This is a genomic window from Serratia nevei, assembly GCF_037948395.1.
Lineage (GTDB): Bacteria > Pseudomonadota > Gammaproteobacteria > Enterobacterales > Enterobacteriaceae > Serratia > Serratia nevei.
Genome location: NZ_CP149940.1, coordinates 3,924,509 through 3,948,602 on the forward strand (window position 1 = coordinate 3,924,509; position 24,094 = coordinate 3,948,602).

Here is a 24,094-nt window from a genome sequence, read left to right on the forward strand (position 1 = left end):
CGCTACAGCGATTAATCCTCTCGTCTTTAAAACCTGACTTATTTCCGCGTAAAATTCAGATAAATTCGCCTTGCTTCATATTCACTGAACGCCGGGGAATAACCAGAATTAGCTGAATATTCTGATGGCCTGGTGGCGGCAGCTGGTTTATCTTGAGGCATTCTTGGTTTTCCGCCGGAGGAGATCGGCAATGCCTCAACACTCACATGCGCCCGCCCTGCTTATTCTCAACGGCAAAGGCGCCGGTAACGAAGAGCTGCGTCAGGCGGTCAAACGCCTGCGCGCAGAACGCATCACGCTGCACGTGCGCGTGACCTGGGAGCACGGCGACGCCGCGCGCTACGTCGCGGAAGCCGCACAGCTCGGCGTCGGCACCGTCGTCGCCGGCGGCGGTGACGGCACCATCAACGAAGTGGCGGCCGCGCTGGTGCAACTGCCGGCGCACAACCGGCCGGTGCTGGGCATCCTGCCGCTCGGCACCGCCAACGATTTCGCCATGGCCTGCAATATTCCCCCGTCGCCGGAACAGGCGCTGCAGCTGGCGATCAAGGGCCGCTCGGTGCCGATCGATCTGGCCAAGGTCAACGGCGAGCGCTACTTCATCAACATGGCCACCGGCGGCTTCGGCACCCGCATCACCACCGAAACGCCGGAGAAGCTGAAGGCGGCATTGGGCGGCGTGTCCTACTTCGTGCACGGCTTGCTGCGCATGGATACGCTGCAGGCCGACCGCTGTGAAATTCGCGGGCCGGACTTCTGCTGGGCCGGCGAGGCGCTGGTGATCGGCATCGGCAACGGCAAACAGGCCGGCGGCGGCCAGGAGCTGTGCCCCAGCGCGCTGATCAACGACGGCCTGCTGCAGCTGCGCCTGCTGATCGCCGATGAACTGCTGCCGGCGCTGGTCGCCGCCCTGTTCAACGACGAAGAAAGCAACAGCATCCTCAGCGCAGCGCTGCCGTGGCTCGAGATCGACGCGCCGCATGAGATGACTTTCAACCTCGACGGCGAGCCGCTCAAAGGCCGTCATTTCCGCATCGAAGTGTTGCCGCAGGCCATCGAATGCCGCCTGCCGCCTAACTGCGCCCTGCTGGGCTGACCTTGTCGGGCGCAGCCGCTGCGCCCCGCTTCTTCCCCCTCCGCTTACCCGCTTCCGCTCGCGATCAAATGTGATCCTCTCCGGCAAATTCATTAATTCATACTTGTATGGTAGTTAGTTCATGGCGTATTTTCGCGCTATCTCTCCGCAGCTACAGGATGTGAAGGTTATGAAAATCGTCAACGCCGAGGTGTTCGTCACCTGCCCGGGGCGCAACTTTGTCACGCTGAAGATCACCACCGATGACGGCATCGTCGGCCTCGGTGACGCCACGCTGAACGGGCGTGAACTGTCGGTGGCCTCTTACCTGAAAGATCACCTCTGCCCGCAGCTGATCGGCCGCGACGCGCAGCGGATCGAAGACCTCTGGCAATTCTTCTACAAAGGCGCTTACTGGCGGCGCGGCCCGGTGACCATGTCGGCCATTTCCGCCGTCGACATGGCGCTGTGGGACATCAAGGCCAAGGCCGCCAACATGCCGCTGTATCAATTGCTGGGCGGCGCGTCGCGTTCGGGGGTGATGGTGTATTGCCACACCACCGGCCACTCGATCGACGAGGTGCTCGACGACTACGCCAAGCATAAAGAACAAGGCTTCAAGGCCATCCGCGTCCAATGCGGCGTGCCGGGCATGAAAACCACCTACGGCATGGCCAAGGGGAAAGGCCAGGCCTATGAGCCGGCCACCAAGGGTGACTGGCCGGAAGAGCAGCTGTGGTCGACGGAAAAATACCTCGATTTCACCCCCAAACTGTTCGATGCGGTGCGCAACAGGTTCGGCTTCAACGAGCACCTGCTGCACGACATGCACCACCGCCTGACGCCGATCGAAGCGGCGCGCTTCGGCAAAAGCGCCGAGCCGTATCGCCTGTTCTGGATGGAAGATCCGACGCCGGCGGAAAACCAGGCCTGTTTCCGCCTGATTCGCCAGCATACCGTCACGCCGATCGCCGTCGGCGAGGTGTTCAACAGCATCTGGGACTGCAAACAGCTGATTGAAGAGCAGCTGATCGACTACATCCGTACCACCCTGACGCACGCGGGCGGCATTACCGGCATGCGGCGCATCGCCGACTTCGCCTCGCTGTATCAGGTGCGCACCGGCTCCCACGGCCCTTCCGATCTGTCGCCGATCTGCATGGCGGCAGCGCTGCATTTCGATCTGTGGGTGCCGAATTTCGGCGTGCAGGAATACATGGGCTATTCCGAGCAGATGCTCGAGGTGTTCCCGCACAGCTGGACGTTCGACGACGGCTATATGCATCCGGGCGACAAGCCGGGCATCGGCATCGAGTTCGATGAGAAGCTGGCGGCCCGTTACCCGTATGAACCGGCCTACCTGCCGGTTGCGCGTCTGGAGGATGGCACCTTATGGAACTGGTAAACACCATGCGCAGCGTCGTGATCGAACAGCCCGGGCGCCTGGCGCTGCAGACGCGCGCGCTGCCGCAGCCGGCGGCCGGCGAGGTGCGGGTCAAGGTGAAATTCGCCGGCATCTGCGGCTCCGACGTCCATATCTATCACGGCCATAACCCGTTCGCCCGCTATCCGCGGGTGATCGGCCACGAGTTCTTCGGCCTGATCGATGCGCTGGGCGAAGGCGTCGATCCGGCGCGCCTCGGCGAACGCGTCTCGGTAGATCCGGTGGTGAGCTGCGGCCACTGCTATCCCTGTTCGGTCGGCCGGCCCAACGTCTGCACCTCGCTGCAGGTGATCGGCGTGCACCGCGACGGCGGCTTCAGCGACTACGCCTGCGTACCGGCGCGCAACGCCTATCCGGTTCCGCCCGCCATCAGCGATCGCCACGCCGCGATGATCGAACCCTTCAGCATCGCCGCCAACATCACCGCCCACCTGCAACCGCGTCCTGACGACATCGCGCTGATCTACGGCGCCGGGCCGATGGGGCTCACGGTGATCCAGACGCTGAAAGGCGTGTACGGCGTCAAGCAGGTGTGGGTCGTCGATCGCATCGCCGAGCGGCTGGACATGGCGCGCGCCAACGGCGCCGACGAGACGTTCAACAACGCCGAGGCCGCATTGCCGCAGGCGCTGCAGCAGCGCGGCATTCAGCCGACGCTGATCGTCGATGCCGCCTGCCACCCCGCCATTTTGCCGGAGGCGATCGCGCTGGCCTCGCCGGCGGCGCGCATCGGCATCATGGGCTTTTCCGGCGACGCCTGCACCCTGACCCAGCAGAGCATCACCAGCAAGGAGCTGTCGATCTTCTCCTCGCGCCTGAACAGCGCACGCTTCCCGCAGGTGATCGCCTGGATGGCGGACGGCAAGCTAGACCCGCAGCGGCTGCTCACCCACTGCGTGCCCGCCGGCGACGTCGAACGGGCGATGCTGATGTTCGAGCGGGATCAGCGCACCTGCTGCAAGGTGCTGCTGCAGTTCGAGTAACGCCAAGGCCGCATCGGGGCATTGGGCGGCCCCGCCGCCCGTGCAAACAACGAAGCATCACGATTAAAACGACACCCAGTGGAGTGCTTTATGTTTAAAAACCTGCGTTGGACCATCGTGTTCCTGCTGTTCATGGTCTACATGATCAACTACCTCGATCGCGTGGCGCTGTCGATCACCGTGCCGATGATCGAACAGGATCTGATGCTGAACGCCGAACAGTTCGGCCTGATCTTCGGCAGCTTCTTCTTCGGCTACGCCATCTTCAACTTCGTCGGCGGGCTGGCGGTCGACCGTTTCGGCCCGACGCTGGTCCTGGGCGTGGCGGTCGGTCTGTGGTCCCTCTTCTGCGGCATGACGGCAATCGCCACCGGTTTTTACTCGATGCTGATCCTGCGCGTCCTGTTCGGCATGGCCGAAGGGCCGATCTGCGCCTCGGCCAACAAGATGATCAATGGCTGGTTCCCGAAGAAGCAGGCGGCGACCGCCATGGGCCTGCTCAGCGCCGGTTCGCCGTTAGGCGGCGCCGTGGCCGGGCCGATCGTCGGCTATCTGGCGCTGGCGTTCGGCTGGCGGCCGGCGTTTATGATCATCTGCGCCATCGGCATCGTCTGGATGCTGGTGTGGTTCTTCGTGGTGGCGGATAACCCGGCGAAAAGCCAGCGCGTCAGCGCCGAAGAACGGGCGCTGATCGCGCGGTTGAAACAGGAAAACCTCGGCGAGGAAAGCGCGCTGAGCGACGCCGCGCACGGGCTGGGTTACTACCTGAAGCAGCCGATCATTCTGGTCACCGCCTTCGCCTTCTTCTGCTACAACTACATTCTGTTCTTCTTCCTGAGCTGGTTCCCCTCGTATCTGGTGCAGGCGCACAACCTGAACATCAAGGAGATGAGTCTGACCACGATGATCCCGTGGATCGTCGGCTTCGTCGGGCTGGCGCTCGGCGGCTATATTTCCGACAAAATCTTCAACATCACCGGCAAATTGCTGCTGTCGCGCAAGATCGTGCTGGTCACCAGCCTGCTGGCGGCGGCGGTGTGCGTGGCGTTGGCAGGCACCGTCAGCAGCGTGGTGCCGGCGGTGATGCTGATGTCGGTGTCGATCTTCTTCCTTTACATCACCGGCGCCCTCTACTGGGCGATCATCCAGGACGTGGTGCATAAATCCCGGGTCGGCGGCGCCAGCGGGTTCATTCATTTGATCGGCAGCGTCTCCGGCATCATCGGGCCGATCGTCACCGGCTACATCGTGCAGAACACCGGCAAATTCGACAGCGCCTTTATGCTGGCGGGCGGCGTCGCCGCGCTGGGCGCGCTGCTGGTGCTGCTGGTGATCAAGGCGCCGCGCGCAACGGCGGGCGTGCAAATCTTAAAACCATAACGCCAGGCGGGGCGGCTTCGCCCCTTTGCTTACCTCTCCAGGGACATTGAACATGAGACTTTCCGACCACAGCGCGCTGCCGGCCGCCATTATTCGGCCCGGCTACGCACGTGAGCGCGTGAAACCGCGCATGGTGCATATCGGCTTCGGCGCGTTTCACCGCGCGCACCAGGCGATGTACGCCGACAGGCTGGCCAGCGAGCACGGCAGCGACTGGGGCTACTGCGAAATCAGCATGCAGCACGGCCGGCAAAAGATCGCCGACCTACGGCAACAGGATCTGCTGTTCTCGGTGGCGGAGATGGACGACGACGGCTGGCGGGGCCGGGTCATCGGCGTGGTGCGCCAGGCGCTGCACCTGCAAACCGACGGGCTGGCGGCGGTGCTGGCGGCCCTGACGCAGCCTGAGATCGCCATCGTCTCGCTGACCATCAGCGAAAAGGGCTATTGCCACCACCCTGCCAGCGGCCGGCTGATGGCGGAACACCCGGCGATCGCGCATGATATCGCCCATCCGGCACAGCCACAGTCGGCGCCGGGGCTGCTGCTGGCGGCGCTGCGCCTGCGCCGTGAACGCGGGCTGCCGCCGTTCGCCGTGATGTCCTGCGACAATATGCCGGCCAACGGCCGGGTCACGCGCCAGGTGCTGCTCGACCTGGCGCAGCGGCAGGATCCGGCGCTGGCCGACTGGGTGCGTCAAGAGGTCGCCTTCCCTTCCACCATGGTGGATCGCATCGTGCCGGCGATGACGCAGGAAGCCCGCGGCCAGCTGCTTGCCTGGCTGGGCGGCGTCGAGGATGAGGTCGGCGTGGCCTGCGAACCATTCAGCCAGTGGGTCATTGAGGACCGCTTTCCCCAGGGGCGACCGGCCTGGGAAAAGGTCGGCGCCGAACTGGTGAGCGACGTGCTGCCGTTTGAGGAGATGAAGCTGCGCATGCTGAACGGCAGCCATTCGTTCCTCGCCTATCTCGGCTATCTGGCCGGTTATCAGCACGTCGGTGACTGCATGCAGGACGCGGATTTTGTCCGCGCCGTCAGCCACGCTTATCATCAACTGCTGAGCCTGGGGGCCAAAGCCGCCGTCGCCGCTCTGCCGCTTACCGACCGGGAGGTTTCCGATGACCGTCACCACGCATAACGCCGTCAATACCGGCAATCAACCGCTGCTGCGGCGCGTCGCCAGCGCTTCGGCCATCGGCACCGCCGCCGAATATTATGATTTCTTCGCTTACGGCACCGCTGCGGTGCTGTTCTTCGGCCAGCTGTTTTTCCCCAGCGCCGATCCGCTGATCAGCACGCTGGCGGCCTTCGCCACCTACGCGGTCGGTTTCCTGGCGCGCCCGCTGGGCGGCATCGTGTTCGGCCACATCGGCGACAAGGTCGGCCGCAAGAAGGCGCTGGTGATCACCATCCTGATCGTCGGCCTCGGCACCTTCTGCATCGGCCTGCTGCCCACCTATGAGCAGATCGGCATCTGGGCGCCGCTCGCGCTGATCTTTATCCGCGTGCTGCAGGGCTTCGGCGTCGGCGGCGAACAGGCCGGCGCGGTGCTGATGACCGCCGAATACGCGCCGCCGCCGCGGCGCGGCTTCTACGCCAGCTGGGTACAGATCGGCGCGCCCGCCGGTTTCCTGCTGCCATCGGGGCTGTTCGCGCTGCTGACCGCCGTGCTGTCGCCGGCGCAGATGCTGGACTGGGGCTGGCGCATTCCGTTCCTGCTCAGCCTGCTGCTGGTGATCGTCGGGCTGTTTATTCGCCTGAAGATCGACGAGTCGCCGGTGTTTACCCAGATCCGCGCCACCAAGGCGGTGGAGAGCCGGCCGGTGGTGGAAGTGGCCCGCCGCTACCCCGGCCTTATCGGCAAAGGGGTGTGCGCCAAGCTGATTGAAGCCTGCGCCTTCGCCATGTTCACGGTGATCGTGCTGGCCTACGGCAAGGCCAACCACCTCAACGAGACCATTCTGCTGGAGGCGATGATCGTGGCGGTGCTGCTGGAGATTTTCGCCATTCCGCTGATGGGCCGCCTCTCCGATCGGGTTGGGCGAAAACCGGTGTACATCGCCGGCGCGCTGCTGCAGGTGGTGTGCATCGTGCCGTTCTTTATGGCGATCAACCTCGATAGTTTCTGGGTGACGCAGATCGCCATGATAGTGGTGCTGACCTTCGGCCACAGCATGTGCTACGCGCCACAGGCCTCCTACTTCCCGGAGCTGTTCCCCACCCGCGTGCGCTGCAGCGGCATCGCGCTGATCTGGCAGATAGGATCGCTGATCGGCAGCGGCATTCTGGGGCTGCTGGCGGTGAAGATCCTGCAGGTGACCGGCGGCCACTACTACGGGCTGGCGGGTTACATGATGGTGCTGGGCGTAGTGTCGGCCATCGGCCTGAGCCTGATGCCGGAAACCGCGCCGGGGCGGCGCAAGCAGGAATATCAGGATTGGCATCACTGAGTTACCCTACCCGGCGGGTGGATTTATCCCCCCGCCCTCAACCAATAATCTGCTAGTATGGTGGCATTCGAATTCCAGCCAGATGCCTGATTGTCGCCATGTCTGAAACGTACAGTCTCACCAACAACGTCCCGGTCAACCAGCAGATCTATCGCTTCCTGCGCAAGGATATCGTCGACTGCACCATCCCCCCCGGCACCCTGTTGTCCGAGAAAGAGATTTCCACGCGCTTTTGCGTTTCGCGCCAGCCAGTGCGCGAAGCCTTCATCAAGCTGGCGGAGGCCGGCCTGGTGCAGATCCTGCCGCAGCGCGGCACTTTCGTGATGAAAATCTCCGCCAAGCGCGTGGCCGACGGGCGCTTTATTCGTCAGGCGGTGGAATGCGCCATCGTGCGCCGCGCAGCGGAGCGCGCCACCCCGGCGCAGCTGATGACGCTGGAGCATAACCTGCACCGTCAGGCGCTGGCGGCGCAGAACGGGCAGACGCGCGAGTTTCTGGCGCTGGACGATGAATTCCACCAGCTGCTGACCCAGTTCGCCGACTGCCCGCTGGCGTGGGAGACCATCGAAACCATCAAGGCCACCATGGATCGGGTGCGTTTCCTCAGCCTGAGCGAAGTCTCGCCGCCGGAGAGCCTGATCAAGCAGCACTACCGCATCTACGAAGCGCTGAAAGCGCGCGATGCCGAGGCGGCGGAGCGCGCCATCCACGATCACCTGCAGGAGATGATCTACTCCATCACCCCGATCGCCCTGCAGAACACCGAGTGGTTCGAGATCGAATAATCAATCGCTTAGCGCGCCGGGGGCGATCGTCCCCGCGTATTTGGCCTCGCCAATGGCATTTCCTCTCAATCGCATCTATTGTTTGTCCTTGCCGGATCAAGTTCGGTAGTATCGCTTTACAGCTTCAATCACCGCTTTTTTACTTCGCCGGTGGTCAAAAACCCTTGCATTGCCGGTGTATGAAGAAGCTTAATCGGGAGTGAATCATGACTGATATTGTGCAGTTGCTAGGAAAGGAAGCGGAAGATCTGCTGCAACACCGCTGTACCACTATCCCCGCCGAGAATCTCTACCTGCCGGGCGCCGACTTCGTCGACCGCGTAATGATCGATAACAACCGTCCCAACAGCGTGCTGCGTTCGATGCAAACCCTGTTCAACCACGGCCGCCTGGCCGGCACCGGCTACCTGTCGATCCTGCCGGTCGATCAGGGCATCGAGCACTCCGCCGCCGCCTCGTTCGCCGCCAACCCGCTGTATTTCGATCCGAAGAACATCGTCGAGCTGGCGATTGAAGCCGGCTGTAACTGCGTCGCCTCCACTTACGGCGTGCTGGCGTCCGTATCGCGCCGCTACGCGCACAAGATCCCGTTCCTGGTCAAACTCAACCACAACGAAACGCTGAGCTACCCGACCCAGTACGACCAGACCCTGTACGCCAGCGTCGAGCAGGCGTTCAACATGGGCGCGGTGGCGGTCGGCGCCACCATTTACTTCGGCTCCGAGCAGTCGCGCCGCCAGATCGAAGAGATCTCGATCGCCTTCGAGCGCGCACATGAGCTGGGCATGGTCACCGTGTTGTGGGCCTATCTGCGCAACCCGGCGTTCAACAAGGATGGCGTGGACTACCACTCCAGCGCCGATCTGACCGGCCAGGCCAACCACATCGCCGCCACCATCGGCGCCGACATCGTCAAACAGAAAATGGCGGAAAACAACGGCGGCTACCGCGCGGTGAAATTCGGCTATACCGACGATCGCGTCTACACCAAGCTGACCACCGATCATCCGATCGATCTGGTGCGCTACCAACTGGCCAACTGCTACATGGGCCGCGCCGGGCTGATCAACTCCGGCGGCGCCGCCGGTGAGAACGACCTGCAGGAGTCGGTGCGCACCGCGGTGATCAACAAACGCGCCGGCGGCATGGGCCTGATCCTGGGGCGCAAGGCGTTCAAGAAATCGATGAAAGACGGCGTGGCGCTGATCAACGCTGTGCAAGACGCCTACCTGGACAAGAAGGTCACCATCGCCTGATGTGACGGACCACCTGTCCTCAAGCCCGGCTAGCCGGGCTTTTTTGTGCCCGCTTTCTCCCTCTCATGCCACAGACCTTCTCTTTCTTTCATTTTAAACTTTCGAAATAAAATATTTATCTTTCAAACTGTGATCTATTTAAAACAAATAGCCCAACAAAGTGACTACTGTAAGGCCCATGGCCACAGAGCCGCCGTTCGCTCCAGGCCATATCAGTCCATTACAGGAGAACATAATGATTGAGCTAATCACCCACGGCGCCGAGTGGTTTATCGGCCTGTTTCAGAAAGGCGGTGAAGTGTTTGTCGGCATGGTGACCGGCATTTTACCTTTGTTGATCAGCCTGTTGGTTATCATGAACGCGCTGATCAAATTTGTTGGCCAGGAACGTATCGAACGATTGGCGCAGCGCTGCGCGGGCAACCCCGTCTCGCGTTATCTGCTGCTGCCGCTGATCGGCACCTTTGTCTTCTGCAACCCGATGACCCTCAGCCTGGGGCGCTTCATGCCGGAGAAATACAAGCCGAGCTACTACGCGGCGGCCTCCTACAGCTGCCACTCGATGAACGGCCTGTTCCCACACATCAACCCCGGCGAGCTGTTCGTTTACCTCGGCATCGCCAGCGGCCTGACCACCCTCGGCCTGCCGCTCGGCCCGCTGGCGGTGAGCTATTTCCTGGTGGGGCTGTTCACCAACTTCTTCCGCGGCTGGGTCACCGATCTGACCACCAGCCTGTTCGAACGCAAGATGGGCATCCGTCTGGATCGCCAGGTGCAACTTTAATTCGTGGAGTGCAGCATGAGTGCTTATATCCGTATTGAAAAAGGCGCCAGCGGCTGGGGTGGCCCCCTGGAGCTGCCGATAGAGCCCGGCAAGAAAGTGGTGTACATCACCGCCGGCACCCGGCCTTCGATCGTCGATCGCCTCAGCGAATTGACCGGCTGGCCGGCCGTCGACGGTTTCAAAGAGGGCGAGCCGCCGGCGGAAGAGATCGGCGTGGCGGTGATCGACTGCGGTGGCACCCTGCGCTGCGGCCTGTACCCGAAACGCCGCATTCCGACGGTCAACATCCACGCCACCGGCCAGTCCGGCCCGCTGGCGCAGTTTATCCTCGAAGACATCTATGTCTCCGGCGTGCGCGACCACAACATCAGCCGAATCGAAGCAGTAGATAGCCAGCCCGCCACCGCCGTTGCAGCGTCGCCCAAGGCGCGCGACTACGACACCAGCAAGAAGATCACCGAGCAAAGCGACGGGCTGCTGGCGAAGGTCGGCATGGGCATGGGATCGGTGGTGGCGGTGTTCTTCCAGGCCGGGCGCGACACCATCGACACCGTGCTGAAGACCATCCTGCCGTTTATGGCGTTCGTCTCGGCCTTGATCGGCATCATCATGGCCTCCGGCCTCGGGGACTTTATCGCTCACGGCCTGACGCCGCTCGCCAACAGCCCGATCGGCCTGGTGACGCTGGCGCTGATCTGCTCATTCCCGCTGCTGTCGCCGTTCCTCGGCCCCGGCGCGGTCATCGCCCAGGTGATCGGCGTGCTGGTCGGGGTGCAGATCGGCCTCGGCCATATTCCGCCGCAGCTGGCGCTGCCCGCGCTGTTCGCCATCAACGCGCAGGCCGCCTGCGACTTCATTCCGGTCGGCCTGTCGCTGGCGGAAGCCAAGCAGGATACCGTGCGGGTCGGCGTGCCCTCGGTGCTGGTCGGCCGCTTCCTGACCGGCGCGCCGACGGTGTTGATCGCCTGGGCCGCCTCGGCCTTCATTTATCAATAAGCTGATTTCCAGGGAGACGTTTATGCACACCATTTTTCACACCACCATCACGCAGATCGGTGGCTGCGCCCGCGACGCGTTGCTGGACAACATGCTGATCACCTTCCGTGAAGGCGCGCCGGCGGATATCGAAGAGTTCTGCTTCATCCACCGCCACGGTGCGACCGCCGGTGAGCTGCAGGTCGGCGGCGTGATGGAGCTGGCGCAGCAGCGCTACGCCATCACCGCCGTTGGCAGCGTTGCCACGCAGAACCTGCGCGAACTGGGCCACATCACCGTGCGCTTCGACGGCGAAGCCGAAGCCGAATTCCCCGGCTCGATCCACGTATCCGGCCCGACGCCGACCGATATCCCGTTGGGCAGCACGCTGTCATTTATCGCATAAGGAGTAGACCATGTCTGAAGTAGCTGTAGTGATTGGCGGCGGCCAAACGTTAGGCGCCTTTTTGTCCCGCGGGCTGGCGCAGGCCGGTTATCGGGTGGCGGTGGCCGATCTGAACGCCGACAACGCCAATCTGGTGGCACAGCAGATCAACGAAGCGTTTGGCGCAGGCAGCGCCTGCGGTTTTCAGGCCGACGCCACCGACGAGCAGAGCGTAATCGCGCTGGCGGCGGCGGTTGACCGGGCGTTCGGCCAGGCCAACCTGCTGGTGTACAGCGCCGGCATCGCCAAGGCGGCGCCGATCACCGATTTCCCGCTGGGCGACTTCGATCGCTCGCTGCAGGTGAACCTGGTGGGTTATTTCCTCTGCGCCCGCGAGTTCTCGCGCCTGATGATCCGCGACGGCATCGCCGGGCGCATCATTCAGATCAACTCCAAGTCCGGCAAGGTCGGCAGCAAGCACAACTCCGGCTACAGCGCCGCCAAGTTCGGCGGCGTGGGGCTGACGCAGTCGCTGGCGCTCGATCTGGCGGAATACGGCATTACCGTGCATTCGCTGATGCTCGGCAACCTGCTGAAGTCGCCGATGTTCCAGTCGCTGCTGCCGCAGTACGCGCAAAAACTGGGCATCGCGCCGGACCAGGTGGAGCAGTACTACATCGACAAAGTGCCGCTGAAGCGCGGCTGCGACTACCAGGACGTGCTGAACACCCTGCTGTTCTACGCCAGCGACAAGGCCTCTTACTGCACCGGCCAATCGATCAATATCACCGGCGGCCAGGTGATGTTCTGACGCCATCGACGCCCCCTTCCGCGGAAGGGGGTCTAAGGAGAACCCCATGACTCAAGCTCTGATCGTCTTCGCGCTGCTGGCCTGGCTGCTGCAAATCGCCTTCGGCTGGTGGCAGCTGCAGCGCTTCAACCGCGCCTTCGACGGCCTGTGCCGGCTGGGCGCCGTCGGCGTCGGCCGTTCCGGCGGCCGCTTCCGCCCGCGAGTGGTGCTGGCGCTGGCCTTCGACGCCGATCGGCGGGTATGCGGCAGCCTGTTGCTGGGCGGCCTGACCGTTTTCGCCCGGCCCCGCCCGCTGCCTCGATTGCACGGTTTGCATCAGCGGGATTTGCGCCCGGATGTGATCTTCCCCGAGGATCGCGCATGCCAGTCTGCACTATCGTTAGCGATTAAACCCAAATCGTGATATTTTCACATTAAAAGACATTACCTTTCATAGTGAATTATTCAGCGAGGGGAAATGCCCAACTCTTGTGAACGGGAATCGCGATGAAACCAAAGCAGCGGCAGGCCGCTATCCTTGAATATCTGCAGCGGCATGGCAAAACGGCAGTGGATGCCCTGGCCGAGCATTTCTCCACCACCGGCACCACCATCCGCAAGGATCTCACCCTGCTGGAAGAAGAAGGCGAGGTGATCCGCACCTACGGCGGCGTGGTGCTCAGCCGCGACGACGGCGATCAGCCGATCGACCGCAAAACCCATATCAATACCGAGAAAAAACGCCACATTGCCAGCGCCGCCGTGGCGCTGATCGCCGACGGCGACTCGCTGATCTTCGATGCCGGCAGCACGGTGCTGCAGATGGTGCCGCACCTGGCGCAGTTCAATAACATCACGGTGATGACCAACAGCCTGACCATCGTCAACGCGCTGGTGGAGCTGGACAACGATCAGACCATCCTGATGCCCGGCGGCACCTACCGCAAAAAATCGGCCTCGTTCCACGGCAGCCTGGCCGAATCGGCGTTTCAGCAGTTCAGCTTCGACAAGCTGTTTATCGGCGCGGACGGCGTCGATCTCAACGCCGGCGTCACCACCTTTAACGAAGTGCACAACGTCAGCAAAGCGATGTGCGAAGCCGCCGGCCGCATTATTCTGTTGGTAGACTCCTCGAAATTCGGCCGCAAGAGCCCGAACGTGGTGTGCGAACTCAGCGCCGTCGACACGCTGATCACCGACCGAGACATCAACCCCGATTACCTCGCCGCCCTGCAGGCGAAAGGCATCAATATCCTTCTGGTAGGAGACCCCGATGAGTAACGCCAACGCCCTGCTCGCCTTCGCCCGCGAAACGCTGGAGATCGAGCTGACCGAAGCGCAACGCCTGCTGGCGCGCCTGGACGACAACTTCGTCTGCGCCTGCGAACTGCTGCTGAACTGCCGTGGCAAAGCGGTGATTTCCGGCATCGGCAAATCCGGCCACATCGGCAAGAAAATCGCCGCCTCGCTGGCCAGCACCGGCACGCCGTCGTTCTTCGTGCATCCGGCGGAAGCGCTGCACGGCGATCTCGGCATGATCGGCGCCGACGACGTGGTGGTGTTTATCTCCTACTCCGGCCGCGCCAAAGAGCTGGATCTGATCCTGCCGCTGCTGGCGGAGAACGGCATTCCGGTGATCGCCATCACCGGCGGCAAAGAGTCGCCGCTGGCGCAGGCCGCGGCCTGCGTGCTGGATATCGGCGTCGAGCGCGAAGCCTGCCCGATGGGGCTGGCGCCGACCTCCAGCGCGGTCAACACGCTGATGATGGGCGATGCTCTGGCGATGGCGCTGATGCGCCAGCGCGGTTTCAACGCGGAAGATTTCGCCCGCTCGCACCCTGGCGGCAGCCTGGGGGCTCGCCTGTTGAACCGCGTGCATCACCTGATGCGCACCGGCGATCGCCTGCCGCGCGTGAGCGAAAGCGCCAACGTGATGGAAGCGATGCTGGAGCTGAGCCGCACCGGGCTCGGGTTAGTGGCGGTCTGCGACGCGCAGCAGCGGGTGGTGGGCGTGTTTACCGACGGCGACCTGCGCCGCTGGCTGGTGAAGGGCAACAGCCTGCAGGATCCGCTCAGCCCGGCGATCACCCGCCCCGGCTATCGGCTGCCGGAGCAGTGGCGCGCCGGCGAGGCGCTGGAAGCGCTGCACGAACAGCACATCAGCGCGGCCCCGGTGGTCGATATGGACGGCGTGCTGGTGGGGGCGCTCAACCTGCACGATCTGCATCAGGCCGGCATCGGCTGATCAACGCCGGGGGCGCCATCACCGGCGCCCCCGGTCTGATTATTTCCAATCAGGATTGTTCTCGAACTGCTGCTTCAGCAGCGCCTTCATGTCGTCATTCGGCTTGCCGAGCCACTGGTACTTGGCATACTTCTTCGGATGATCGACGGCTTCCGGCCGATCTTCCACTGCCACCCGCACGCCCCAGGCCTGGGATTTGTCCGCGCTGAACGCCACGATCAAAAAGTTGTTGCCGCAGTCGTGCGGCTTGCACAGGTTGCCGACCAGATACTCTTTGCCCTTCCAGCTCAGATTCTGCGCCGGCGTAGAGGTGCCGACGCCCTTGCGCGCCCAGCCCGGCATCCGCGCCTGGCCTTTCACCATGTTTTGCCAGCTGGCCTGATACCCCGGCTGCTGAATCAAATCCGACGTGGTGACGATCTGCTGGGCAAAGCTGCCCGCGCTGAAGCTGAGCAGTGCGCCGAAGAGGGCGCAACGCAGCGCCTGGTGTCCCGTCATAGTCCTTCTCCCTAGGTTAAATCAGGTTTCGCCCATAAAACCGGGCCTGAACTAGTCAGACCACGGTTGCGGCAAAAAGTTGACTCACCACCAGGCGTGGAAATGATGCACCGGCCCGATGCCGTGCCCCACCTCCAGCGTGTCCGCCTGTTGCAGCGCTTGTTGCAGGTAGTCCTTGGCGGCGGCCACCGTCGCCGCCCAGTCGGCATGGCGCGGGCGCAGCGCCGCCAGCGCGGCCGAGAGCGTGCAACCGGTGCCGTGGGTGTGGCGGGTGGCGACGCGCGGCGCGGTAAAGCGCTGCTCGCCTTCTGCGGTAAACAGCCAGTCCGGGCTCTCACTTTCGCTCAGATGGCCGCCCTTCATCAGCACTGCCCGGCAGCCCATCGCCAACAGCGCCCGCCCCTGCTCGCGCATCTGCGCTTCATCTTCCGCCGGCGCGCACGCCAGCAGCGCCGCCGCTTCCGGCAGGTTCGGCGTAATGATCGACACCAGCGGCAACAGCTCGCGCCGAATAGACGCCACCGCCTCCGGCGCCAGCAACGGATCGCCGCTTTTCGCCAGCATCACGGTGTCCAGCACCACGAACTCCGGCCGGTAATGGCGCAGCCGTTCGGCCACCGCCTGCACGATGTCGGCGTTGGCCAGCATGCCGATCTTGACGCTGTCGATGCGCACGTCGCTGAACACCGAGTCCAGCTGCGCGGCGACGAACGCCGGATCGATGTAATACACCGACTGCACGCCGCGGGTATTCTGCGCCACCAGCGCGGTGATCACCGAGGTGCCGTAGGCGCCAAGCGCCGAGAAAGCCTTCAAATCGGCCTGAATGCCGGCGCCGCCGCTGGGATCGGTGCCGGCGATGGTCAGGGCGTTAATACGTTTCATCACAGATCCTCCCCGCGCAGCTGATACAGGGCATCGAGGAACGCCGGCGTAAAGCTGCCCGGCCCGCCGGCCTGTCTGGCCGCGAGACCGCCGCAGTGGGACATCACCCGGCAGGCGGTCGCCGCGTTGTCCAGGCGATCGCCCGGCAGGGCGCAAAACGCCGCCACGACCGCCGACAGCGCGCAGCCGGTGCCCACCACCCGCGTCATCAGCGGGGAACCGCCTTCGATCGCCCAATCGCGTTGGCCGTCGGTGACGTAATCCACCGCGCCGGTGACCGCCACCACCGCGCCGCTGCGCTGCGCCAGCTCACGCGCGGCGGGCAAGGCCGCCAGCGAATCGTCGCCGCTGTCAACCCCGCGGCCGCTGGCCAGCAACCCGCTGAGCGCCATGATTTCCGAGGCGTTGCCGCGTATCGCCGCCGGTTTCTCGTCCAGCAGCTGTTTAGCAAAGGCGGTGCGGTAGGAGAGCGCGCCGACCGCCACCGGATCCAGCGTCCAGGGCTTGCCGGCCCGATTGGCGGCGGCCACCGCCGCCCGCATCGATTCGGCGCGCAGCGCATTGAGGGTACCGACGTTGATCAGCAGGCCATCGGCCAGCGCGCTGAACTGCGCCGCCTCTTGCGGCTCCACCACCATCGCCGGGGAGGCGCCGAGCGCCAATAGCACGTTGGCGGTCAGCGATTGCACCACTTCGTTGGTCAGGCAGTGGATCAGCGGAGGCCGCTGTTGGAATTGGGTCAGACAGGCCGCGGCGCGCGCGCCGGGTAGTGCATCAGGTCGAGCGATCATATTCCTCCCAACCGGCGTTCAAGAAGGCGGCGCCGGCTGGGCGGCCGTGACTTCCCTACGCTGGCATTATCCAGATCAGGTAATACGGGTATTTCTCAGCCTTCATGTAGAAGGGCACCCCGAGTCATGAAAATCAATAGGTTGTGATCAACGTTGCGTTAATCCCTGCAGGGGATCATGCCAGCGGCGGCGCGGACAAACAAGCGAATAAATTGGCTCGCGCCTAAGCGATGTTCCCCTCTTTTCCCGCCAGATACAGGCTCAGCACGCCGGGCAGCTCCGCCAGCGTGAACGCCACGCTCTGCGGCGCCGTCTTGAAGATATGGTGCAACGTGCCGGCCACCAGGCTTTGCAACAGCCGGGTTTGCTGCAGGATCTCCGCTTCGGCGGTCTCGGGGCGACGCAGCTGCAGCACTCTGGCGATCAGCGCCAGGAAGCTGGACTTTTCGTCCGGGAGGTTCATCTCCCGCATTACCGGCAGGTAATCGGTGTGCTCGCGCAAATATTGCGCATAGGGTGAAAACAGCCGCTGGATCACCTCTTCAGCGGAGAGGCGCCGCCACTCGTCGTCACTGGCCAACGCCATGTCGCAGATCAGCGCCTCGACCGACTCGGTATGCCGATCCGCCAGCGCCTTGATCACTGCGTGACGATCGGGAAAGAAGTGATACATCGAGCCGATGGAGGTTTTGGCGTGCTTGGCGAGCCGCTGCATGCTGAGCGCCGCCAGCCCGTCCTGCGCCACGATTGCCGCCGCCGAATCCAGAATGGTTTGTACGCGTTGCCGCCCTCTTTCCTGCTGCGGCTCTCGCCCGGTGATGTGTTCGTCGATTTGCATATTCGTTTCTGCCCGCTGTCATCAACGCATTATACCCATTTGCCGCCGCGAAGGCAGGGCGACACAAAAAACTAGATTAACCCCTCTAGTTTAGAGTAGAGTATTTATTCTAGTTTACCCTGACGCAAGCGTGGGGAAGACAAACAGTGACCTCACTCACTGAAAAAGAGTCATTTCATTCGGCCCGTCGCCCAAGCCAATCGCCAGAGAACGCCCTATGCCCGACAAAAAACTGCTTATCACCTGCCTGACCGCGCTGTTGCTCACCGGGTGCTCGCCGGCACCGTCGATAGTGGTGTTCGGCGCTTCGTTTCCCGACTGGCTGTTTTGCCTGTGCGGCGGCGTGGCGGGCATGGTGGCGATCCACCTGCTGCTGCGCACCCCGGAAAAACGCGCCTGGCTGGCGCCGCAGCTGCTGACGTATCCGGCGCTGACCGCGCTGATCGCCATGCTGATCTGGTTACTGGTTTTCCCCCACTGAGACTGACGCCATGACCCAACCACAAATCTCCAACAAGCGCAGACTGCTGGTGCTTACCATCCTGGCGTTGACGCTCATCGTGGCCGCCGTCGTCGTCTGGCGGGTGGAAAACGCCCCCACTACCGACGATGCCTACGCCTATGCCGACACCATCGACGTAGTGCCGGAGGTGAACGGCCGCATCGTCGAGATGCCGATCCGCGACAACCAGGAAGTGCAGCAAGGCGATCTGCTGTTCCGCATCGATCCGCGCCCTTACCAGGATGCGCTGGCGGCCAGCGAGGCGCGCCTGATCACGCTAAATGAGCAGATCAAGCTGACGCAGCGCTCGGTCAACGCGCAGCAGTACAACGCCGAATCGATGAACGCCATCGTCAAACGCTCGCAGGCGCTGGTGGCGCAGGCGACCGACACCCTTAACCGCCGGCAGAAGCTGCTCGGCAAGAACTACGTTTCGGCGGAAGAAGTGGAAACCGCCCGCACCTCCCAGCGCTCGGCGCAGGCGGAGCTGCAGGCCGCATTGCTGCAGGCGAAACAGGCGGAAGCCGCCGTCAGCGGCGTCGAAGTCCTGGTCGCGCAGCGCGCCGAAGTGCAGGCCGACATCGCCATCGCCAAGCTGAATCTGGAATTTACCGAGGTGCGAGCGCCGTTCGACGGCCACATCGCCTCGCTGAAAACCACCGTCGGCCAATATGCCTCCAGTGCCAAACCGGTGTTCACGCTGATCGACACCCGCCGCTGGTACGTAATCGCCAACTTCCGCGAAACCGATCTGAAAGGCGTGCATCCCGGCGTGCCGGCCACGCTGTATTTAATGAGCGACGCCGGCCAGACATTCAGCGGCAAGGTAGAGTCGGTCAGCTACGGCGTACAGCCCGACGACGGCGGCACCGTGCTGGGCGGGCTGCCCAACGTGTCGCGCAACATCAACTGGGTGCACGTTTCGCAGCGCTTCCCGGTCAAGATCGCGGTAGAGGCCCCCAACCCGGCGCTGTTCCGCGTGGGCGCTTCGGCAGTGGCGAAGCTGAACCTGCGCCATGAAGAATAAAACGATGTCTCGCGGCTGGTTGTCTCAGTTGATCGACGAGCTGCGCCCCTCGGACAGCCGCATCAACCTGGTGATCCGCGCCCTGCTCTCCAGCGCGATCGCCATCGTGATCTCGCAGACGCTGCAGGTGCCGTGGCTGGCGCTATCGCTGATCGCTGTCTTCTTTATCACGCAGTCCAATATCGTGATCACCCGCGCGATCGGTATCCTGTTTTTCGTCAGCTCCACGCTGGCAATCGGCGCCGCTATCCTGGTGCTGAAGTTCACCTACGACTACCCGATGCTGCGCATTCTGCTCTCCAGCGCGCTGTTTTTCCTCAGCGTGTTCCTGATGCGGGTGACCAAGGTCGGAGTGCTGTTCTTTCTGATGGCGCTGGTGGTGATCTACACGCAAAGCTTTGTCGATCTCACTCCGCAGGCGGAAGTGGTGATACGGCTGGTGCTGTGGGTATGGGTGGCGATCAACTACGCCATTCTGCTCACCCTGATCGTCAATACCCTACTGCTGCCGGCCGAACCGCTGAAGCAGCTAAAGGGCCGGATGATCGCAGTGTTGGACGAAACCCGCGCTATGTTGGCCCACGGCGGCGAGACGCGCGATCTGAGCGCCATCTCGCAGCACGCCACCGAGCTGCATAAGCTACTGCGCTTCTCGGTGATGCGCAGCGATCGCTGCCGCGCCAACGAGCCCGGTTATCTGGCGCTGATCACCCTGGTATTGCAGCTCAATATCCTGGCCTACCAGCTGCCGCCGGCTTTCGGCACGGCCGCACGTAAATTGGCGCAAGAGATAGATGCCGCCTGCCGAGCACTGCAAACCGCGATAAGCCACGACAGCGCGCTGCGATTTTCCGTCGCGATCGCCGGCAGTGACGATCCGCAGGTGCCGGCGCCGCTCAATGAAATGGCCGGCCTCCTGCAGGTCTACGCCAACCGCAGCGACTACGCCGACGCCCTGCAGGCCGCGCCGCCGCCGAAAGTGCCCTTCTTTACCCCCGACGCCCTGACCAACCCAGTTTACATCCAGTTTTCGTTGAAGACGCTGCTGACCGTGCTGGTGGCCTACGTGTTTTATACCGCCGTCGATTGGTCCGGCATTCATACCATCATGCTGAGCTGCCTGATCGTGGCGCAGCCCAGCCTCGGTGCCACGCAGCGGCGGGCGCGGCTGCGTCTCGGCGGCGCGGCGATCGGCAGCCTGCTGGCGCTGATCTCGGTGGTGTGGATCATGCCTCACCTCGACAGCCTCGTCGGGCTGCTGCTGACGCTGCCGGTGATCGCCCTCTCCGCCTGGATCGCCGCCGGTTCCGAGAAGATAAGCTATGCCGGGGTACAGATCCTGTTCACCTTTTCCCTGGCACTGCTGGAAAGCTTCGGCCCGGTCACCGAGTTGACCGAGATCCGCGATCGCCTGATCGGCATCGTGCTGGGGGTGGGGTTCGCCACCTTCATTCACGCCACGCTGTGGCCGGAATACGAAGGGGAGTCGCTGCGGCAGCAGGTCGCTAACCTGCTGCGGGAATTGTCGCGCTTCCTCGGCGGCGAGAACACAAACGCCATCGGCATCTGGCAAAAGATCGAGGGCTGCGAAGCGGTGGTGGCCCGGGTGACGCTGGAGCCTACCTGGCAGTTGGCGGATGATAACCATGAAAGCTTCACCCGGCATATCCAACTGATCTTCAACCAGACGCGCAGCCTGTTGCTGACCAGCGAAAAGCTCAACACCTATCTGGCAGGCAGCGGCGCCGCGCTGTCCGTGCAGGAACACGAGGCGCTGCTAGAGGTCCAACGCCAGGGCGGGCACGTTCTCGCCGAGTATGCGGCGCAGCTTGCCAGCGCACCGCAAGCGCTGCGGGCGCCCGACTTTCATCCACCGCTGGCCGCCCTGCATGCCGACACCGTGCGCCGCCTGGCTCAGGAGTTAAGCGACGGGCTCAATCGCCTGCCCGCCTGGGGTGACGCCTAGCATTTTCCGTTTGTGGCCGTGCACGCCCGGCGCAATGCGCTATAGTGAGCACAAACCACCGGGAGATGCCATGCAGATAAGACCCTACCAAGAGACCGATCGCCCCTTCCTGCGCACGCTGTACCTGGCGTCGCGCAAGGCGGCGTTCGGCTGGCGCGATACCTCAAACTATCAGTTGGAAGATTTCGACGGCGCGACGCTGGGCGAAGCGATTTGGGTGGCGGAAGACGGCGGCGTGCTGCTGGGATTCGTCTCCGTCTACCGCGAAGACAACTTCATTCATAACCTGTATGTCGATCCCCATCAGCCGCCGCGCGGCGTCGGCAGTGCGCTGCTGCAGGCGGCGGAAGCTACCTTCACCGCCACCGGCTCGCTGAAATGCCTGGTGAAGAATGAAAAGGCGCTGGCGTTCTACCGCAAACACGGCTGGCGCATCATCTCTACCGGCAACGACGGCGAAGAAGATTATTACCTGATGCATTCGCCGGCCCGCTAACGCCGCCTTTCCCGTCACAGAACTCATTAATGATAATGGATTTCATTATCATTTAAGCATAACCTTCCTTGTCTCTCTCAATGAACTTGGCAAGGAAGGTTATGCAACACCAAACGGATACACGCTTCCCCGATGCCGCAGCGGCGGACTACGATCGCCGTATTCTGACCCTGGTGCCCGGCTATCAGTTTGCCCAGGCGCTGCTGACGGCGACGCTCGCACAGACGCTGCCGAATGACGCCACGCTGTTGCTGGCCGGCTGCGGTACCGGCAGTGAACTGGAGGCGCTGGCCGCCGCCAACGCCAGCTGGCGTTTCAGCGCCGTGGAACCCTCCGCCGGCATGCTGGCGGCCGCGCGCGCCAAGGCCGAAGCCGCGGGTTATGCTCCGCGGGTGAGCTTCCAGCCCACCTTGCTGCAACAAGCGCCGCAAACCCGCCACGACGCGGCGGTGTGCTCATTGGTGCTGCACTTTATCGCCGACGATGGCGCCAAACTGGATTTCCTGCAGCAGTTGGCGCAGCGCCTCTCCCCCACCGCACCGCTGCTGCTGTTCGACTATCAACCGGAGGGTCTGCCCGTCAGCCACTACCAACATTGGCTGCAAAGCGCCGGGCACTCGGCGGCGCAGGCGCAGGAGGTGATCGAACGCACCCGCCGCAACTGGCACCCGATGGCGGCGGCGCGCAGCCGTCTCCTCTTGGCGGAAAGCGGCTTCACCGCGCCTCAGCAGTTGTGCGGTGCGCTGGGCTTCCAGCTTTCACTGCTCCACCGCCGTCGATGAGGGTGGCATCCCGCGCAGCGTCAGCCGCCAAAACAGCAGCGCGCTCAGGCTGACGCCTGCCCCCAGCCAGCAGACGCCGCTCCAGCCCGCCCAGGCGTACATATGGGTGCCGGCAAAGGCACCCAGCCCGCTGCCGACGGCGTAAAACAGCATGTAGCAGCCCACCAGCCGGCTGTGCAACTGCGGGTGCGCGCTGAAGATCATGCTCTGGTTCAGCACGTGGATCGCCTGGCCCGCCAGATCCAGCAGCACGATGCCCACCACCAGCCAAACCAGGCCGCTGCCGAGCAAACCGAGTGGCAGCCAGGCCAGCGTCAACAGCAGCAGACACACGCCGCTGGCCGCCTGCCCCAGCCCGCGATCCGCCAGATGCCCGGCGCGCACCGCCGCCAGTGCGCCCACCGCGCCGACCAGGCCGAACGTCCCCACCGCGGCATGGGTGAAGTTGAACGGTGCCTGGCTCAGCGGCAACACCAGCGAACTCCAAAAGAGGCTGAAAGCGCCGAACATCAGCAGCGCCAACATGCCGCGAATTTGCAGCGTGCGGTCATGCAGCAACAGGCTCAGCATCGAACGCAGCAGCGCGGGATAGCTCAGCGTACTGGGAGCGGTGCGCGGCGCAGGCAGCAGGCGCGACAAGATCGGCAGCAATACCAGCGTCACCCCGGCAGAGAAGAAATACACCGTGCGCCAGCCGCCGACGTCCGCCAGCGCGCCGGACAGGGTGCGCGCCAGCAGCAATCCCAGCACCACTCCGCCCTGCGCCGCACCAACCACCCGCCCGCGCTCCTGCGGCGCCGCCAGGGCTGCGGCGTAAGCGATCAGCCCCTGCGTCATGGCGGTGCCCAATAAGCCTACCAGCAACATCCCTACCAGCAGCCAGGGCGCGCTGTGCGCCCAGCCCACCAATAGCAGCGCGCCGATCAGCCCCAGCTGTTGCCCCGCCAGCAACCGATGACGGTTCAACCGATCCCCCAGCGGCACCACCAACAGCAGCGCCAGCGCGCAGCCCAACTGAGTCACGCTGATCACCATGCCGACCGCCGCCAGGCTGATGGAAAAATCATGGGCGATAGCGTCCAACAGCGGCTGCGCATAGTAAACGTTGGCCACGCTGAAGGCGCTGGCGGCGGCCAACAGCAGCACCAGGGGGGCCGGCAGGCGCCCCAGCATCGCACAGGGGGGATCCAGCAGTTTGTCGCTCATTGCACACCTCAGTCTGGTTTCATTATTAAACCCAATGAACTTTAGGCGTGGAGGTTTTATAATGCAACCAGAATATGCAGCTGGAGATAACCGTCGTGAAACGTAAAAGTCTGGAAGACGCGCCGTGCCCGGTGGCGCGCACGCTGGATGTGATTGGCGACTGGTGGTCGCTGCTGATCGTGCGCGACGCCTTCGACGGCGTCACCCGCTTCAGCGAATTTCAAAAAGGGCTGGGGATGGCGAAGAATATCCTTGCCACCCGCCTGCGCGCTCTGGTGACGCACGGCGTGCTGGAGATCGTGCCCGCCGCAGATGGCAGCGCCTATCAGGAATATGTACTGACCGAGAAAGGCCGCGCGCTGTTTCCGGTGATCGTCGGCCTGCGCCAGTGGGGGGAAGATCATCTGTTCGCCGAGGGAGAAGCGCACTCAACGCTGGTGGAAAGCGACAGCGGCCGCCCCGTCCCGCGCCTGACGCCGATCGGCAGCGCCGGGCAGACGCTCACCCCGCTGAATACCCGGGTGGTGAAGGTGGAGGAACGGTGATGAGAG

25 protein-coding genes, 1 pseudogene and 1 riboswitch are annotated in these 24,094 nt (G+C 63.5%); of the genes and pseudogenes, 21 read left to right on the plus strand and 5 right to left on the minus strand.

The window, feature by feature from the left end; genetic code table 11:
- The first annotated feature begins 190 nt into the window (after positions 1-190).
- The 15 genes and pseudogenes from yegS to gutQ all read left to right on the plus strand — a co-directional run bounded on the left by yegS (position 191) and on the right by gutQ (position 14,552).
- The gene (yegS, locus tag V8N38_RS18870; protein WP_147840177.1) at positions 191-1,096 is read left to right on the plus strand and encodes a lipid kinase YegS; all 906 of its coding nucleotides are present in this window, start codon (positions 191-193) and stop codon (positions 1,094-1,096) included.
- Between the two features lie 169 nt (positions 1,097-1,265).
- Positions 1,266-2,480 (plus strand): D-mannonate dehydratase ManD, encoded by a 1,215-nt coding sequence (gene manD / locus V8N38_RS18875; protein WP_049213350.1) that lies wholly within the window; start codon positions 1,266-1,268, stop codon positions 2,478-2,480.
- 5 nt (positions 2,481-2,485) lie between these two features.
- The gene (locus V8N38_RS18880; protein WP_187181566.1) at positions 2,486-3,502 is read left to right on the plus strand and encodes a Zn-dependent oxidoreductase; all 1,017 of its coding nucleotides are present in this window, start codon (positions 2,486-2,488) and stop codon (positions 3,500-3,502) included.
- Positions 3,503-3,592: 90 nt separating this feature from the next.
- A complete protein-coding gene (locus V8N38_RS18885) occupies positions 3,593-4,882 on the plus strand; it encodes an MFS transporter (protein ID WP_060424884.1) in 1,290 nt (429 codons plus the stop codon).
- 52 nt (positions 4,883-4,934) lie between these two features.
- Positions 4,935-5,924, plus strand: a pseudogene (locus tag V8N38_RS18890) (mannitol dehydrogenase family protein); the annotation flags it as partial.
- Between the two features lie 76 nt (positions 5,925-6,000).
- On the plus strand, positions 6,001-7,332 hold the full coding sequence (locus V8N38_RS18895) for an MFS transporter (protein WP_060424888.1): 1,332 nt from the start codon (positions 6,001-6,003) through the stop codon (positions 7,330-7,332).
- Between the two features lie 98 nt (positions 7,333-7,430).
- Entirely contained in the window at positions 7,431-8,117 is a 687-nt protein-coding gene (locus tag V8N38_RS18900; protein WP_025303872.1) for a GntR family transcriptional regulator, read from the plus strand.
- Positions 8,118-8,323: 206 nt separating this feature from the next.
- Positions 8,324-9,373, plus strand: coding sequence for a class I fructose-bisphosphate aldolase (gene fbaB, locus V8N38_RS18905; protein ID WP_033644067.1), 1,050 nt, complete (start codon positions 8,324-8,326; stop codon positions 9,371-9,373).
- Positions 9,374-9,608: 235 nt separating this feature from the next.
- Positions 9,609-10,157: a PTS glucitol/sorbitol transporter subunit IIC gene (locus V8N38_RS18910; protein WP_004941528.1), complete on the plus strand. Its 549-nt coding sequence runs from the start codon at positions 9,609-9,611 to the stop codon at positions 10,155-10,157.
- Positions 10,158-10,172: 15 nt separating this feature from the next.
- Entirely contained in the window at positions 10,173-11,153 is a 981-nt protein-coding gene (locus tag V8N38_RS18915) for a PTS glucitol/sorbitol transporter subunit IIB (RefSeq protein WP_147840179.1), read from the plus strand.
- A gap of 22 nt (positions 11,154-11,175) precedes the next feature.
- Entirely contained in the window at positions 11,176-11,538 is a 363-nt protein-coding gene (gene srlB / locus V8N38_RS18920) for a PTS glucitol/sorbitol transporter subunit IIA (RefSeq protein WP_004941520.1), read from the plus strand.
- A gap of 10 nt (positions 11,539-11,548) precedes the next feature.
- Positions 11,549-12,328, plus strand: a complete 780-nt coding sequence (srlD, locus tag V8N38_RS18925; RefSeq protein WP_147840180.1) for a sorbitol-6-phosphate dehydrogenase — start codon at positions 11,549-11,551, stop codon at positions 12,326-12,328.
- Positions 12,329-12,374: 46 nt separating this feature from the next.
- A complete protein-coding gene (gutM, locus tag V8N38_RS18930) occupies positions 12,375-12,731 on the plus strand; it encodes a transcriptional regulator GutM (RefSeq protein ID WP_087762420.1) in 357 nt (118 codons plus the stop codon).
- 83 nt (positions 12,732-12,814) lie between these two features.
- Positions 12,815-13,588 carry a glucitol operon DNA-binding transcriptional repressor SrlR gene (srlR, locus tag V8N38_RS18935; protein ID WP_033635559.1) on the plus strand — a complete coding sequence of 258 codons (774 nt, stop codon included), beginning with the start codon at positions 12,815-12,817 and terminating at the stop codon, positions 13,586-13,588.
- Positions 13,581-14,552: an arabinose-5-phosphate isomerase GutQ gene (gutQ, locus tag V8N38_RS18940; RefSeq protein ID WP_049270680.1), complete on the plus strand. Its 972-nt coding sequence runs from the start codon at positions 13,581-13,583 to the stop codon at positions 14,550-14,552. Before srlR ends, gutQ begins: the two co-directional genes overlap by 8 nt.
- Before the next feature lie 39 nt (positions 14,553-14,591).
- Here the strand turns inward: gutQ and V8N38_RS18945 are convergent, their stop codons facing one another.
- The 4 genes from V8N38_RS18945 to V8N38_RS18960 form a co-directional block, all read right to left on the minus strand.
- Positions 14,592-15,050 (minus strand): inhibitor of vertebrate lysozyme family protein, encoded by a 459-nt coding sequence (locus V8N38_RS18945; RefSeq protein WP_060434395.1) that lies wholly within the window; start codon positions 15,048-15,050, stop codon positions 14,592-14,594.
- An 84-nt stretch (positions 15,051-15,134) separates the two neighbouring features.
- Positions 15,135-15,935, minus strand: a complete 801-nt coding sequence (thiD, locus tag V8N38_RS18950; RefSeq protein WP_033648851.1) for a bifunctional hydroxymethylpyrimidine kinase/phosphomethylpyrimidine kinase — start codon at positions 15,933-15,935, stop codon at positions 15,135-15,137.
- On the minus strand, positions 15,935-16,726 hold the full coding sequence (gene thiM, locus V8N38_RS18955; protein WP_060424900.1) for a hydroxyethylthiazole kinase: 792 nt from the start codon (positions 16,724-16,726) through the stop codon (positions 15,935-15,937). Before thiM ends, thiD begins: the two co-directional genes overlap by 1 nt.
- A 35-nt stretch (positions 16,727-16,761) precedes the next feature.
- A riboswitch (TPP riboswitch) is annotated at positions 16,762-16,858 on the minus strand.
- Between the two features lie 91 nt (positions 16,859-16,949).
- On the minus strand, positions 16,950-17,564 hold the full coding sequence (locus tag V8N38_RS18960) for a TetR/AcrR family transcriptional regulator (protein WP_147840181.1): 615 nt from the start codon (positions 17,562-17,564) through the stop codon (positions 16,950-16,952).
- A 217-nt stretch (positions 17,565-17,781) separates the two neighbouring features.
- On the opposite strand from V8N38_RS18960, the gene V8N38_RS18965 reads away from it, so the two are divergent.
- From V8N38_RS18965 to V8N38_RS18985, 5 genes are all read left to right on the plus strand, one after another.
- Positions 17,782-18,045 carry a YtcA family lipoprotein gene (locus V8N38_RS18965; RefSeq protein ID WP_025303884.1) on the plus strand — a complete coding sequence of 88 codons (264 nt, stop codon included), beginning with the start codon at positions 17,782-17,784 and terminating at the stop codon, positions 18,043-18,045.
- A 10-nt stretch (positions 18,046-18,055) separates the two neighbouring features.
- On the plus strand, positions 18,056-19,093 hold the full coding sequence (gene mdtN / locus V8N38_RS18970) for a multidrug transporter subunit MdtN (RefSeq protein WP_147840182.1): 1,038 nt from the start codon (positions 18,056-18,058) through the stop codon (positions 19,091-19,093).
- 4 nt (positions 19,094-19,097) lie between these two features.
- The gene (locus tag V8N38_RS18975; RefSeq protein ID WP_147840183.1) at positions 19,098-21,059 is read left to right on the plus strand and encodes an FUSC family protein; all 1,962 of its coding nucleotides are present in this window, start codon (positions 19,098-19,100) and stop codon (positions 21,057-21,059) included.
- 70 nt (positions 21,060-21,129) lie between these two features.
- Positions 21,130-21,555, plus strand: a complete 426-nt coding sequence (locus V8N38_RS18980; protein WP_060424902.1) for a GNAT family N-acetyltransferase — start codon at positions 21,130-21,132, stop codon at positions 21,553-21,555.
- Between the two features lie 101 nt (positions 21,556-21,656).
- Positions 21,657-22,337, plus strand: coding sequence for a methyltransferase (locus V8N38_RS18985; protein WP_147840184.1), 681 nt, complete (start codon positions 21,657-21,659; stop codon positions 22,335-22,337).
- Here the strand turns inward: V8N38_RS18985 and V8N38_RS18990 are convergent.
- The gene (locus V8N38_RS18990) at positions 22,314-23,543 is read right to left on the minus strand and encodes an MFS transporter (RefSeq protein ID WP_147840185.1); all 1,230 of its coding nucleotides are present in this window, start codon (positions 23,541-23,543) and stop codon (positions 22,314-22,316) included. The two genes, V8N38_RS18985 and V8N38_RS18990, sit on opposite strands and share 24 nt — an antisense overlap.
- A 95-nt stretch (positions 23,544-23,638) precedes the next feature.
- On the opposite strand from V8N38_RS18990, the gene V8N38_RS18995 reads away from it, so the two are divergent.
- Entirely contained in the window at positions 23,639-24,088 is a 450-nt protein-coding gene (locus V8N38_RS18995; RefSeq protein WP_033648951.1) for a winged helix-turn-helix transcriptional regulator, read from the plus strand.
- The last annotated feature ends 6 nt before the right edge of the window (positions 24,089-24,094 follow it).

Coding starts and splice junctions, on each gene's coding strand:
- V8N38_RS18960 (WP_147840181.1), bottom strand. CDS start 17,564: ATGCAAATCGACGAACACATCACCGGGCGAGAGCCGCAGCAGGAAAGA.
- gutQ (WP_049270680.1), top strand. CDS start 13,581: ATGAGTAACGCCAACGCCCTGCTCGCCTTCGCCCGCGAAACGCTGGAG.
- fbaB (WP_033644067.1), top strand. CDS start 8,324: ATGACTGATATTGTGCAGTTGCTAGGAAAGGAAGCGGAAGATCTGCTG.
- V8N38_RS18980 (WP_060424902.1), top strand. CDS start 21,130: ATGCAGATAAGACCCTACCAAGAGACCGATCGCCCCTTCCTGCGCACG.
- V8N38_RS18895 (WP_060424888.1), top strand. CDS start 6,001: ATGACCGTCACCACGCATAACGCCGTCAATACCGGCAATCAACCGCTG.
- V8N38_RS18900 (WP_025303872.1), top strand. CDS start 7,431: ATGTCTGAAACGTACAGTCTCACCAACAACGTCCCGGTCAACCAGCAG.
- mdtN (WP_147840182.1), top strand. CDS start 18,056: ATGACCCAACCACAAATCTCCAACAAGCGCAGACTGCTGGTGCTTACC.
- V8N38_RS18880 (WP_187181566.1), top strand. CDS start 2,486: ATGCGCAGCGTCGTGATCGAACAGCCCGGGCGCCTGGCGCTGCAGACG.
- srlD (WP_147840180.1), top strand. CDS start 11,549: ATGTCTGAAGTAGCTGTAGTGATTGGCGGCGGCCAAACGTTAGGCGCC.
- srlB (WP_004941520.1), top strand. CDS start 11,176: ATGCACACCATTTTTCACACCACCATCACGCAGATCGGTGGCTGCGCC.
- V8N38_RS18915 (WP_147840179.1), top strand. CDS start 10,173: ATGAGTGCTTATATCCGTATTGAAAAAGGCGCCAGCGGCTGGGGTGGC.
- V8N38_RS18990 (WP_147840185.1), bottom strand. CDS start 23,543: ATGAGCGACAAACTGCTGGATCCCCCCTGTGCGATGCTGGGGCGCCTG.
- V8N38_RS18910 (WP_004941528.1), top strand. CDS start 9,609: ATGATTGAGCTAATCACCCACGGCGCCGAGTGGTTTATCGGCCTGTTT.
- manD (WP_049213350.1), top strand. CDS start 1,266: ATGAAAATCGTCAACGCCGAGGTGTTCGTCACCTGCCCGGGGCGCAAC.
- yegS (WP_147840177.1), top strand. CDS start 191: ATGCCTCAACACTCACATGCGCCCGCCCTGCTTATTCTCAACGGCAAA.
- V8N38_RS18965 (WP_025303884.1), top strand. CDS start 17,782: ATGCCCGACAAAAAACTGCTTATCACCTGCCTGACCGCGCTGTTGCTC.
- V8N38_RS18985 (WP_147840184.1), top strand. CDS start 21,657: ATGCAACACCAAACGGATACACGCTTCCCCGATGCCGCAGCGGCGGAC.
- V8N38_RS18945 (WP_060434395.1), bottom strand. CDS start 15,050: ATGACGGGACACCAGGCGCTGCGTTGCGCCCTCTTCGGCGCACTGCTC.
- V8N38_RS18975 (WP_147840183.1), top strand. CDS start 19,098: ATGTCTCGCGGCTGGTTGTCTCAGTTGATCGACGAGCTGCGCCCCTCG.
- thiD (WP_033648851.1), bottom strand. CDS start 15,935: ATGAAACGTATTAACGCCCTGACCATCGCCGGCACCGATCCCAGCGGC.
- srlR (WP_033635559.1), top strand. CDS start 12,815: ATGAAACCAAAGCAGCGGCAGGCCGCTATCCTTGAATATCTGCAGCGG.
- V8N38_RS18885 (WP_060424884.1), top strand. CDS start 3,593: ATGTTTAAAAACCTGCGTTGGACCATCGTGTTCCTGCTGTTCATGGTC.
- thiM (WP_060424900.1), bottom strand. CDS start 16,726: ATGATCGCTCGACCTGATGCACTACCCGGCGCGCGCGCCGCGGCCTGT.
- gutM (WP_087762420.1), top strand. CDS start 12,375: ATGACTCAAGCTCTGATCGTCTTCGCGCTGCTGGCCTGGCTGCTGCAA.